Below are 13,791 nucleotides of genomic sequence, written 5' to 3'. Positions count from 1 at the left end.
GTCAGGAACATTCGGTTCCTGACCCCGCGCCGTTTTATTCATCCGCAACGTGTGCGGATCGTACGCTACAGATTATCCTTCACAAAGCGAATCGCACGCCGCAACAGGTGGTCGCGCGACGAACCCATGCCGTGGTTCTTGTCCGGATAGATCATCCACTCGAACTCCTTGCCCGCCTGCACCAGCTGTTCGATCATCTCGTAACTATTCTGGATGTGCACATTATCGTCACCCGTACCGTGAGCCAGTAACAGTTTGCCCTTCAGCAGATGGGCAAAGTGGATCGGGCTGTTGTCGTCATATCCCGCAGCGTTGTCCTGCGGCAGACCGTTGTAGAGTTCCGTATAGATCGTGTCGTAGTAACGCCACGAGGTAACCGGAGCCACAGCCACCGCAAGGGCAAATACATCGGCCCCCTTCAGGATACAGTTCAGGGCCATGAAACCGCCGTAGCTCCAGCCGTAGATCCCGATCCGCGCCGGATCGACAAAAGGCAGCGACCCCACATAGCGAGCCGCCGAGATCTGGTCCTGCACTTCGAGTCCGCCCAGGTTGCCATAGGTGCATTTGCGGAACTCCTCGCCGCGCAGCCCCGTCCCACGGCCATCGACACAGACCACCAGCACCCCTTCGTGCAACAGAGCCGCCTCCCAGGACCACCCCCAGCGGTCGGCCACCTGCTGCGAGCCCGGTCCGCTGTACTGCGTCATCAGAACCGGATAGCGTTTGGTCGAATCGAAGTCGGCCGGTTTCAGGATATATCCGTTCAGCTCCACCCCTTCGGGCGTGGTGAAGGTAAAGAACTCTTTGGTAGGCAGGAGGTACTCCCGAGTCAGACGTTCGCGCAGGGCGGCGTTGTCCTCCAGTACCCGCACCGCCTTGCCGTCCGACGTGCGGCGAAGCGTCACCACGGTCGGCGTCGTGCTGTTCGAGAAGTAGTCGATCCAATAGCGATAACCCGCACCGAACACCCCACTGTGGGTTCCGACCTCCTCTTCGGCCGAAAGCAGCCGTTTGCCCTTGCCGTTCAGCCCGATGCTGTAAACTCCCCGGCGCAGCGGCGAACCCTCGCACGACTGGAAATAGACCTTGCCCTCCTTGGCATCGATGCCGTAGAGTGCCGTCACCTCCCACTCGCCTTCGGTCACGCGGTTCAGCAGACGGCCCTGCATGTCGTACCGGTAGAGGTGCATCCAGCCATCGCGTTCGCTCTTGACCACAAAGCCCTTCCCGTCGGGCAGGAAGGTGGCCGTCTCGTTGTTGATGCGTTCGATGTAGCGCGGATTTTTCTCCTCGTACAACACCGACGAAGCCCCGGTCGAAGCGTCGGCCAGCAGAATCCGGTAGTGATTCTGAAGCCGGTTGAGCCAGTGGACCACCAGCCGGCCGTCCGATGCCCACTCGATCCGCGGCACGTAAATGTCGGTCGTTTCCGAATCGAGATCGACATCGACCACCGAATCGTCGTCCAGGCGATAGACCTTGATCCCGACCACCGAATTGGCTTCGCCTGCCTTGGGGTATTTGAAGTCGTAGTTCTGCGGGTAAAGGGCGCCTTTAAACGTATTCATCGAATACTCCTTCACGCCGCTCTCGTCGAAGCGGTAGAAAGCGATGGCATCCGAACCGGGAGCCCACTCGTAGGCACGCGCGAAGCTGTACTCCTCTTCGTAGACCCAATCGGGAATGCCGTTGATGATCGACCCGCGTTTTCCGTCGGTCGTGATTTGCCGTTCGGTCGGCTGGGCGGCGGTCAGGTCCACCAGGAAAAGGTTGTTGTCCCGCACGAAAGCGGCTTTCGTGCCGTCGGGCGAGAGGGTAGCCTCCTGCTGTTTCCCGTTCTGTGACAGCGGTTTAAGGCTTTTCGTCTCACGGTCGAAGACATAGTAGTCGGCCAGCGCCGAATGGCGGTAGATCGGCACACGCCCCGTCGTAATCAGCACCTTGCTTTCGTCGTCGCTCATCGCATAGCCGTTCACGGCCGGAAAGTCGGCCGGAGCGCAGAAAAGCGTATCGACCAACTGACCGTCGACATAGCGCCAGCGCAACACGGCGCCGTTCTGCAGGGTCGTATAGTGTTCGCCGTCGGCCATCGGTCGGAAACCGCCGACGCTCCGTGCCGAAAGACGACCGCCGGCAATATCGTCGTATCCGATCTGTCGGGGCTGGGCCACTGCCACTCCCGCGACCAACGCCAGAGCGGCCAGACAAAATCCTCGTTTTTTCATCTATTCGACAGCTTTAAGGCTCATATCCAAACTCTTGATCTGGTGGGTCAGCGCACCGACCGAGACGAAATCGACGCCGCACTCGGCATAGGCCCGCAGGTTTTCGAGGGTGATGCCGCCCGACGATTCGGTTTCGGCCCGTCCGGCCACCTTTTTCACCGCCTCGCGGGTCTGTTCGACGCTGAAGTTGTCGAACATGATCCGGTCGGCACCGCCGGCAGCGAACACCTCGTCAATGTCCTCCAGCGAACGCACCTCGATTTCGATCTTCAAATCCTTGTTCTTCTCCTTGAGGTAGGCACGCGCCCCGGCCAGCGCCTTGGCAATGCCGCCTGCGAAGTCGATGTGGTTGTCCTTGAGCAGAATCATGTCGAACAGACCAATACGGTGGTTCTCGCCGCCGCCGATCTTCACGGCCATTTTGTCCAGCACCCGCATCCCGGGCGTGGTTTTACGCGTATCGAGCACCTTGGTTTTCAACCCTTTCAGTTCATCGGCATAGATGGCGGTCTGTGTCGCCACACCGCTCATGCGCTGCATGATGTTCAGGATGATGCGCTCGGACTGCAACAGGGTGATGAGCTTGCCCTCAACATAGAAGGCAATGTCGCCCGGCGTCACGCGGTCGCCGTCCTTCAGTATGTGTTCGAAGGTCACCGTCGGGTCGAGCCGCAGGAAGACCCGCTCGGCCACCTCGACACCGGCCAAAATACCGGCCTGTTTGATCAACAGCTTCATCCGACCGCGTTCGCCGGCCGGAATCGAGCTGAGCGAGGTGTGGTCGCCGTCGCCGATGTCTTCGGCAATGGCCAGTTCGATCAATTTATCGACAAAAGGTTCATAGGCTTTTTCCATGTCCGTATTCTTTAGTATTGTATTTTCCGTTTGTTCCGATTGATGGCTGCACCCCGAAAGATGCCTGCCCGTCCGTTTTCCGGCAGACGCTTACGCGCTGCTCCCACTCACACCGGCCCCTCGTCTCCTACTCACACCGCCACTTCCTTCTTTTACTCACCCCCGTCCTCCTGCTCACTCCACCCCTCTCCCCGTTCACAGGCCCCGGGCGCAACGACCGGCTCACAAAAATAGGAAATAAATACGATAGGAATCGGACTCAATTTTGTAGCTTTGTTGAAAACAACGCACCCCAAACCGTAAAACATGGTCATCGAACTGATCGTCGTAGGCAAAACCGTCGGAGCCTGGCTCGAGAGCGGCATCCGCGAATACACCGACCGTCTGGGACACTACGTCCGCTTCAGCCAGAGCGTGATTCCCGAGCTGAAGAACGCCAAAAACCTGCGCGAAGAGCAGATCAAAACCACCGAAGGCGAACTGATCCTGAGCCGTCTCGCACCAGGCGACCACGTGGTGCTGCTGGACGAAAACGGACGGCTGCCCGACGGATCGGTCGCCTTTTCAGAATGGCTCCAGGGCATCATGAACCGGGGAACCCGCAAACTGGTCTTCGTCGTGGGCGGCGCCTACGGTTTTTCGGCAGCTGTCTACGCACGCGCCAACGAGAAAATCTCGCTCTCGCGGATGACCTTCTCCCACCAGATGGTCCGCCTGATCTTCGTCGAACAGCTCTACCGCGCTTTCACGATCCTCAACGGCGAACCTTACCACCACCGTTAACCGTCCTGCCCGCCCACTGTCCATGCTCCGCCCCGCCCACCATACGTCCAACCCGCTACGCTCGTTCGGTCTGCGTCTTCGCCGGCTGATACGCCCCGTCGTACTGCCCTTCGCGCTGGTTCTGCTGGCAATCAACCTGTTCTATGCCCACTTCCGGGTAGGCGAAAAGATCGACCCCGACAGCGACCGCGTCACCCGCGAGCTGCGCGAGATCGAACGCGAAACCACCCCCATCGTCGAAAGCTGGCTCGACTCGCCGGACGACAGTCTCTACCTGCAACGGATCTGGGACGAAAACCGGCCCGCCCAATGGGCCTCGAAAGGGGTCTCGGTGCTGCTGTTCCGCGATTCGACGATGGTCTACTGGTCGAGCTACGCATTCCGGCCCAACATCAACGAGACGTGGCGAAACCCGACCCACACGATCCGACAAATCGGCGACCACCAGGTCATCACCACCTTTCACAGCCGCAACAACCGAAGCGCCGCCGTGGTCATCAAACTCTACAACCGCGAGACCGACCACTACAACTCCACCATCTTCTCCGAACAACGCATCACCCTGCTGCCGGCCGGCGACAGCCTGCGCAGCCGTCTGGGCAACGCCGAACGGATCGACACCCCGTCAAACAGTTTTTACATCCAGGCCAAACCACTGGACAGCATGCCCTGGGGCGCCGAGCTGTGCGGTTGGGGAGCCATTCTGCTGTTCTGCCTCTTCATCAAAAACATCACCCGCCTCAACACCACCAGACACAATGCCTTCCGTAATGCCGGTCTGCTTCTGCTGATCTATGCCCTGCTGCGCATCGGACTGCACTATGCCGGTCTGCCCAACAGTAACGGATTCCTGTTTACCAAAATCTACGGCCTGCACAATCAGGTACTCAGTTCGCTGGGCGACCTGCTGCTGAGTTTCGGCATCTTCTTTATCTACACCGCCTATCTGTTCCAGGTCCGGGCCAAACTAAGCTGGCAGTACAAACACCTCTCCAAACGGGGCAAAGCGCTGGTCGTATTGCTCATGTCGCTGCTGCTGGCCGTCGTCGTGTCGGTGTTCCACTACGCGCTGATCCTCTCGATCTACACCCCGAAAATCAACATCCAGATCTACGACATCTTCGACCTGTCGTACAACAGCGCCATGTTCTACCTGCTGACGGTCCTGTTCGTCAGCATCCGGCTGCTGCTGGTCCATACCGGCCTGTCCCTCTTCGGCACCCGCCGACTGGTACTGCGCATCGGGCTGACCGTTCTGTTGATCCTGCTCATCCTGTGGCCCGTCGAGCTCCAAATCCGTCAGACGGGTTACATTCTGGTGCTGTTCTACGCCATCTCGGCCGCCACCGACTACCTCCGACACAATTACCGCCACTACGGTTCGTTCGTCGCATCGCTGGTTATCTTCAGCGCCTACATCTCATTCTTCGTCACGCAGGAAAATACCACGGCACAGAACAATGCCCAAAAATTGTATGCCCGAATTCTGGCCACCTCGCCGCAGGACAAACTGCTGACCAATAGCCAGGAGATGCAACCGAACGGGAGCGAACCCGATCTGGATATCCGTTTCCGGGACTTCACCTATGCCCGCGTGGCCGACCACCAGATCACCTTCCGACACAACAACAGCAACAACTACCAGGGGCTCAGCCTGCTGTTCACACCCGGCCACGACACCATCCTGACCCGCGGCGGACAAAAACACTTTCTCTATAACTATTTCGACCAGGACGGCAACTACGGCGTGCTGATCGTCAGCCGCAAGGCGACCACACTGCTCGACGCCATATCGCTCTACGTCTACATATTCCTGATGCTGTTCATTCTGTGCGGTCTGCTGCTCGAACTGGCTGGCTACTCGTTCAACATCCAGCGGCTCGGTACCCGGATGACGTTCAAGATACGTGCCGTGGTGATCGGGGTAGTCGTATTCGCGATGCTGGCCGTGACGCTGGTCATCGTCAACCACACGCTGACCAACTTCAGCGCCGAACAACGCCGTTTTGTCAACAACAACATCCAGCGACTCAGCCAAAGCCTCAAACAGTACCTCAAAACCCACCCGCTCGACACTCAAACCGCTCAGGAGTGGCTCGCCAACGAACACCGCGACATCGATTACAGTCTGAGCCTCTTCAACCCGCTCGGCGAACTGCTCGCCACCTCGACCGCCCATCCCGAATACATCTCGCGGATGAACAGCGCGGCATACCGCTACCTGCACTACCTGAAACGCCCGCTGTTCGTGACCGAAACCGACGACTCGAAATACACCTCGGCCTTCACCTCGCTGATCGTCGACGGCCAAGTGCGCGGCTACCTCAACCTGCAATACTACAGCCCCAACATCAACAGCAGCGTGCTGCAACACGAACTGCTGTCCGATATTCTGAACCTCTTCCTAATCATTCTCTGCATCGCCATCATCCTCTCGGAACTGCTCTACCGCGTGCTGACCAAGCCCTTCAACCAGCTCCACGAAGCCATGGGCAACATCTCGAAGATGCAGAAGATCGACGCTATCCGCTCCAGCCGCAAAATCAGCGACGAGGTCGGGATGCTGGTCGAACAATACAACACGATGATCGACTACCTCGAAGAGAGCTACCGCCAGCTGGCCCGCAGCGAACGCGAAGGGGCCTGGCGCGAGATGGCCCGCCAGGTGGCCCACGAAATCAAGAACCCGCTCACGCCGATGCGGCTCAAGGTCCAGATGCTGCAACGCTCCATGCGGAACGACAGCGACAGCGAACTGCGCCCCAAGGTGGAATCGACGCTGGCCCTGCTGCTGGACCAGATCGACCTGCTGACCAAGATTGCCAGCGAATTTTCGGATTTCGCCAAACTCGGCGAAGGCCACCCCACCCGCATCGACCTCGTTCCGATCATCCGCAACGTCGCACAGCTCTACTCCGATTATGACAATGTCAGCGTCCGGCTTCACTTCGGCGTCCCCGGCGACGGAGAACTTCCCCACCCCCCGGCTCCGGACACACCGACCGACGCAGCTGCCGCAGAAGCGGAAAACGTCTCACCCGTCTGGGTAACGGCCGACCCCGACCACCTGACCCGCGTATTCGTCAACATCTGTCAGAACGCCGTCCAGGCGATGAGCGGCCAGGAGGATGCCCGGATCGACATCACCCTCCGAACGACCGGCGACCACGTTCTGGTCACCATCCGCGACAACGGTCCCGGTATTCCCGACGACATTCGGGACAAGATTTTCGTCCCCAACTTCACGACCAAAAGCAGCGGCAGCGGTTTAGGACTGGCACTTTCGCGCAAAATCGTGGAACTGCTCGGCGGACGCATCACCTTCGACAGCACCAGCGGACAAGGCACCGTTTTCACCGTCGAACTGCCCGTCGACCACACCTCCACCACCCGTTAGCCCTTTCGAACGTGCAAAATATGCGAAGGAGGCTGCCCGTGATTCGGACAGCCTCCTTCGCTACTTTATATATCTATGTCGTAACATTTACTTCCCGACCTCTCCCCCCTGCACATTTTTTTTACCGATCGCTCCACGCTCTTCAGGAAAAACAGCCACAAACAATAAAAAAATTTTTACAGAATCAATTTCATCCATCCATTTCCGTCATTACCATGTACCGCCTCACTTCGCGACCGCCACACCCGACATCTCCGCACCGAAAATTCAACCGCTCCTCATTTGCCCCCAGCCCCGCACCATCCACACAACACCCGCCTAACTCATTCATTTACCCTACGCCTCAGCACATAAAAAAAGGACAGTCCGTCACGGCCTGTCCTTTTTTTGCTTCGGGGAACCACCCCCTCAGCTACTAACCCAAACTCTTTTATGAAAAGAAGCAATTTGTGTGCCAAACTGCTATCCTCCCTAAATCGATGTCACAAAGGTAAGGCAAGAAAATTGAATTACAAAATAATTTCGATAATTTTTTAAATAATTTTAATATCTAATTTATATTATTCTCATTTTCAATAGATTAGACAACTATCCCCATATCCGAAAAAATTGTATTACCTTTACACGCTGTTTAAGAGCCGCACACTCAGGCCCTTCGGGCCGTCGAGAGCCGGCACTCGAAACACATATTACACTGAAAATCAACAAAAAGAGAAAACCATGGGAAACATAGTAGCGATAGTGGGCCGCCCGAATGTGGGCAAAAGCACCCTGTTCAACCGTCTGGTCGGGATGCGTCAAGCCATTGTGGACGCCACCGAAGGAACCACCCGCGACCGCCACTACGGAACCACCGACTGGAACGGCCGTGAGTTCACGGTCATCGACACCGGCGGTTTCACCGTCAACTCCGAAGACATATTCGAACAGGCCATCTGCCGACAGGTCGAACTGGCCATCGAAGAGGCCGACGCACTGGTCTTTCTGGTCGACGTCGAAACCGGCATCACCGACCTCGACCAAACCATGGCCAACCTGCTCCGCAAACAGACCAAACCGGTCCACCTGGTCGTCAACAAAGTCGACAATACGGCCCGGCAGACCGACTCCTACGAATTTTACGCCCTGGGGCTCGGCGACCCCATCACCATCAGTTCCATGACCGGCTCCGGTACGGGCGACCTGCTCGACGCCGTGGTTGCCTCGCTGCCCGAAGAGAGCCCCGAGGAGAAACCCGAAGAGTCAGCGATTCCGAAAATCGCCATCGTCGGCCGACCCAACGTCGGCAAATCGTCGCTCACGAATGCCCTGCTGGGCCAGGAACGCAACATCGTCACCCCCATCGCCGGCACCACCCGCGACGCTATCCATACCTATTATAATAAGTTCGGCATGGAATTCAACCTGGTCGACACGGCCGGGCTGCGCAAGAAACAGAAAGTGACTGACGACCTGGAGTTCTACTCCGTGATGCGCACCATCCGCGCCATCGAAGACTGCGACACCGCTATCCTGATGCTCGACGCCTCGCAGGGAGTCGACGCACAGGACATGAACATCTTCCACCTGATCGTCAAGAACCGCAAGGGGTGCGTCATCGTCGTCAACAAGTGGGACACCGTGCCCGACAAACAGAGCAACACGATGAAAGAGTACGCCGAAAACATCCGGCAAAAGCTCGCCCCGTTCAACGACGTACCCATCATCTTCACCTCCGTGATCGAAAAGCAGCGCATCTTCGACGCACTGAAGACCGCCCTTCAGGTGTGCGAAAGCCGCAAACGGCGTATCCCCACCTCCGAGTTGAACGACTTCATCCTGCCCATCATCGAGCAGACCCCGCCGCCCAGCATCAAAGGCAAATACATCCGTATCAAATACGCCATGATGCTGCCCACCCCCACTCCGCAATTCGCCTTTTTCGTGAATCTGCCCCAGTACGTCAAGGACAACTACCGCCGCTTCCTCGAGAACCGGATCCGCGACCAGTGGGACTTCCACGGCGTACCCATGCAAATTTACTTCCGACAAAAATAACCAACCACACCCCGATGAAACACACGTTTGTGAACCTTCTGGCCCTCACAACCCTCTTCAGCATCAACTCCTGCAACACAGCGACCGAGCCGCTGCCCACCGACGCCACGCGAGCCGAGATTTTCCACGGTCGTCCCAAGACCCTGCACATCGCCACCTATCCGGCCCACTCCAACGCCGGCGAATGGTTCAAGGACACCACGGCCGGCCAGATACAGCACATCGTCAATACCTATAACCTGAGCGGGGAACTGACCGCCGAGACCCACACCATCGACGACAGCACCACCTACACCATCCGGTACGAATACACCGCCGGCAGCCCCCGCAAAGCCACCGCCGTGCGGATGCACGACACCACCGAGCTGTCGCGCACCGAATACCGGTACGACAAAGACGACCGGCTGATCGGCACCGAAACCACCCTGGCCAACGGCACCCCGACCGCCAAGGAGGACTACACCCTCAACAGCCGCGGCCACCGCAAGGAGACCAGCTATTTCAACGGCCACGGCGTGCTTCAGATGCGCGAAACCTATGAATACAACCGGGCCGGCGAAGTCACCGGTCGCGACACCTACCACTACACGGACAATAACCGCCACCGTGTTGCCCGTTACACCTATCAGGGGAACGGGCTTCCGGCCAGCGCCACCGTACAGGACGAACAGGCCACCCCGAAAGAGACCCGCACCACCTACACCTACGAATACGACGCACAGGGGAACTGGATCCGCCGGATCGCCTACAACGAAACGATGAAGAAAGCCATCCTCACCGAACGCAAGATCGAATACTACCAATAACCCAACCACGAACCCGATATCGAGATGAAACTCAGAAAAACCTTGACTGCGGCGCTCGCCACCAGTGCCTGTGCCCTTCTGCTCGGCAACACAGCCTACGGCCAGCTTCCGCCCACCGTATGGCAGTTCGGCCAGGCCGACCGCGACAGCATGACCTCCGGCCCTGCGATTCCCGAATGGCAGAATCACTCCATCGCACAAGTGGGCCGCGAAACGCCGCGCGCCTACTTCATGTCCTACGACAACCGCGACATCGCCGCAGCCAACGACTATACCACCTCGGACTTTTACATTTCACTCAACAAACCCTGGCGATTCCAGTGGTATTCCGACCACCGTCAACGCCCGACCGACTTCTACGAGTTGGACTTCGACGACTCGACCTGGGACACCCTTTCGGTACCCGCCACCTGGCAGGTGCGCGGCTTCGGTGATGCCATCTATACCAACCACCCCTACGAATTCGCCCCCCACAATCCGCAGCCTCCGCAGCTGCCCGAAGCCAACGAAGTGGGTCTCTACCGCACCACCTTCGAAGCGCCCCTGCTGCTCAAGGACCGCGACGTATATCTCCATATCGGCGGAGCCAAATCGGGCGTTCTGATCTACCTCAACGGCCACAAGATCGGCTACAGCGAAGACTCCAAATCGGCCGCCGAATTCAAGCTCAACGACTACCTCACCGACGGCACCAACCTGCTGGCCCTCGAAATCTACCGCTGGAGCACCGGATCATACCTCGAATGCCAGGACTTCTGGCGTCTGAGCGGCATCGAACGCGAGATGTACATCTACTCGCAGCCCCGCACCCACATCGAAGACTTCTACGTAGTCTCGACCCTCGACTCGACCTACACCGACGGGCTCTTTAACCTCGACATCGCCATGGTCAACAACTTCGTCAAACCGACCGGCCCCGTGCAGGTATGGTTCGAACTCGAAGACGCCAACGGCACGATGGTCGACTATTCGTACAAAGAGATCGAACTCGACGGTTACGGCCGCGACACCGTCCGTTTCCGCCGCACCGCCCTGCAAAATAAACACGCCTACCAGAACGTGCACAAATGGAGCGCCGAAGATCCGTATCTTTATAACCTCGTGCTGAAGATCCGGGTGGACGGCCGCTTCGTGGAGTACACCAGCGCCAAGGTCGGATTCCGCACCAGCGAAGTCAAAGGCAACCAGTACTACGTCAACGGCAAGCGCGTCTTCATCAAGGGCGTCAACTACCACGAACACCACGAAGTCAACGGCCACGTGCTCGACGAAGCCACCATCCTCGAAGACTTCCGGCTGATGAAGGCCAACAACATCAACGCCATCCGTCTGGCCCACTACCCGCAGCAGCGCCGCTTCTACGAACTGGCCGACCAGTACGGCTTCTACCTCTGCAACGAAGCCAACATCGAGTCGCACGGCATGGGCTACGACCTCAGCCAAGGCCGCACCCTCGGCAACAACCCCGAATGGCTTGTCAAACACATGGACCGCACCCAGAACATGTACCACCAAACCAAAAACTTCCCCTGCGTGATGTTCTGGAGCCTCGGCAACGAAGCCGGCAACGGATACAACTTCTACGAGACCTACCTCTGGCTCAAGGAGATGGACACCCTACGCCCCGTACAGTACGAACGCGCCATCCTCGAATGGAACACCGACATCTTCTGTCCCCAGTACCCCTCGGCCGCGCTGCTGACCCGCTGGGGCGAGATGGAGACCGACCGCCCCTACATCCCCTCGGAATACGCCCACATGATGGGTAACTCCGGCGGCGGATTCCGCGACATGTGGGAAGCCATCTACAAATATCCCAACCTCCAGGGCGGTTTCATCTGGGACTGGGTCGATCAGGGTCTGCTGGTCGAAGATGCCGAAGGGAACCTCTTCTGGGCCTATGGCGGCGACTTCGGCACCAACCGTCCCTCGGACGGCAACTTCCTCTGCAACGGTCTGGTGAGCCCCGACCGTACGCCCCACCCCGGCATCGCCGAAGTGCGCAAGATGTATCAGTACGTTTGGTTCCGTCCGGTCGATCTGGCCACCGGCAAATTCGAAGTCACCAACCTGTACGACTTCACCAACCTCTCGAAGTACAACGTCAAATACACCGTGACGGCCAATAACCGCGTGGTCAAACAGGGCACCTTCACGACGCTGAACCTCGCTCCCGGCGAATCGCGCACCGTCACCGTGCCGTTGAGCGGCCTCACCGCACAGGCCGGCACCGAATACTTTGTCAACTTCACCGTGAGCCTCAAGGCCGCCGACGGGCTGCTCAAGGCCGGCACCGTTGTGGCCACCGAACAGTTCGAACTGGACCACCTTCAGGGCCAGAAACGCACCTACCGTGCCCAGGGCGACGTGAACATGGAGAGCACCTCGACCGAAGTCGACATTATCGGTTCGAACTTCGGGCTGACCATCGACAAAACGACCGGCAACATCACCTCCTACCGCATCGGCAGCCTCGAGTACGTACAGGACGGTTTCGGTCTGCAACCCAACTTCTGGCGCGCCCCGACCGACAACGACTACGGCAGCGGCATGCCCCGCCGTCTGCAGATCTGGAAAGAGGCCTCGCGTGATCTGAAAGCCACCTCCGTGACCGCCACCACCGAAGGCAACACCGCACTGGTCACCGCCAGCTACAGTCTGCCCGAAGGGTGCGCACTGAACGTGACTTACAAAGTCTATCCGACCGGCGTGGTGAACGTCGCCTACAACTTCCAGGGCAATCCCGAATCGAAGAGCCAGATGCCCCGCCTCGGCATGCGGATGCGACTGCCGGCCGACATGACCAACCTGCAATACTTCGGCCGCGGTCCCGAAGAGAACTACCAGGACCGCAACTACGGCACCAACGTCGGTCTCTACCGCAGCAACGTCGGTATCGAAGCGTTCGACTACGTCCGCCCGCAGGAGACCGGCCACCACACCGACACCCGCTGGCTCGCCCTGAACCGCTCGAAAGGACAGGGGCTGCTGGTCGAAGCCGACGAACTGATGGAGTTCAACGCCCTGCGCAACTCGATCGAAGACTACGACGGGCAGGAGTCCGACAAGCCCTACCAGTGGGCCAACCGCACCCCCGACGAAGACCATTCCGAAGCAGCCGGTCGCAACATCAAGCCCAAACAGACCCATATCAACGACATCACCCCGCGTGATTTCGTCGAACTGAACCTCGACTACAAGATGATGGGCGTGGGCGGCGACGACAGCTGGGGCGCACAACCCTACAAACAGTACCAGCTGCCCGCCTCAAACGATTACAGCTGGGGCTTCACCCTCGTTCCGGTCAAAAGCGGCACCGACATCCAACGGCTGACCGGATACAAATACTAACCCTCCGCCGCGTCACGCTCCACTCCGCCAGCCGCACGGTCCGGAGCCATCCGGAGCAGATCGAAAGAAAGCCCCCGACGGTTCGCGTCGGATTGCGACACACCAGCAGACGACCCCGCGTTTCCTTTTGGGAAACCGGGGTCGTTTCGTATTTTTGCACCGCATAAGCCGCAGAACAGAAACACGGAGGGAGGAACTCCCAATCACCGCACGACTCCCGCGGAATCGGCATACAAGCCCGTTCTCGGAAGAACATATGGTGCAGAAAAGGCCCTATTCCTTTGACCCGGCACCGCCGCAGCTCTGCCTCCACCCGCAACAAAAACCGATTACA

The 13,791-nt window shown here is 58.5% G+C and carries 7 protein-coding genes; 5 read left to right on the top strand and 2 right to left on the bottom strand.

From position 1 onward, the window contains the following. Positions 1–65: 65 nt before the first annotated feature. Together BQ5379_RS10720 and nadC are read right to left on the bottom strand one after the other, a co-directional pair. Entirely contained in the window at positions 66–2,228 is a 2,163-nt protein-coding gene (locus tag BQ5379_RS10720; RefSeq protein ID WP_071135429.1) for a S9 family peptidase, read from the bottom strand. Continuing rightward, entirely contained in the window at positions 2,229–3,083 is an 855-nt protein-coding gene (gene nadC / locus BQ5379_RS10715; RefSeq protein WP_071135428.1) for a carboxylating nicotinate-nucleotide diphosphorylase, read from the bottom strand. A 306-nt stretch (positions 3,084–3,389) separates the two neighbouring features. Between nadC and rlmH the strand changes: the two genes are divergently transcribed. The 5 genes from rlmH to BQ5379_RS10690 all read left to right on the top strand — a co-directional run bounded on the left by rlmH (position 3,390) and on the right by BQ5379_RS10690 (position 13,457). Next, a complete protein-coding gene (gene rlmH, locus BQ5379_RS10710) occupies positions 3,390–3,866 on the top strand; it encodes a 23S rRNA (pseudouridine(1915)-N(3))-methyltransferase RlmH (protein WP_071135427.1) in 477 nt (158 codons plus the stop codon). Positions 3,867–3,888: 22 nt separating this feature from the next. Beyond that, on the top strand, positions 3,889–7,263 hold the full coding sequence (locus tag BQ5379_RS10705) for a sensor histidine kinase (RefSeq protein WP_071135426.1): 3,375 nt from the start codon (positions 3,889–3,891) through the stop codon (positions 7,261–7,263). Positions 7,264–7,983: 720 nt separating this feature from the next. After that, entirely contained in the window at positions 7,984–9,300 is a 1,317-nt protein-coding gene (gene der, locus BQ5379_RS10700) for a ribosome biogenesis GTPase Der (RefSeq protein WP_071135425.1), read from the top strand. A gap of 14 nt (positions 9,301–9,314) precedes the next feature. Next, positions 9,315–10,106: a hypothetical protein gene (locus tag BQ5379_RS10695; protein WP_071135424.1), complete on the top strand. Its 792-nt coding sequence runs from the start codon at positions 9,315–9,317 to the stop codon at positions 10,104–10,106. Between the two features lie 24 nt (positions 10,107–10,130). Further along, complete coding sequence (locus tag BQ5379_RS10690) at positions 10,131–13,457, top strand: glycoside hydrolase family 2 TIM barrel-domain containing protein (RefSeq protein ID WP_083377720.1); 3,327 nt, start codon at positions 10,131–10,133, stop codon at positions 13,455–13,457. The last annotated feature ends 334 nt before the right edge of the window (positions 13,458–13,791 follow it).

Origin of the sequence: Millionella massiliensis (assembly GCF_900104655.1) — a bacterium.
Lineage (GTDB): Bacteria > Bacteroidota > Bacteroidia > Bacteroidales > Rikenellaceae > Rikenella > Rikenella massiliensis.
The sequence above is the reverse complement of the archived record's forward strand: the minus strand, read 5'-3'. Positions and strand labels throughout refer to the sequence as shown.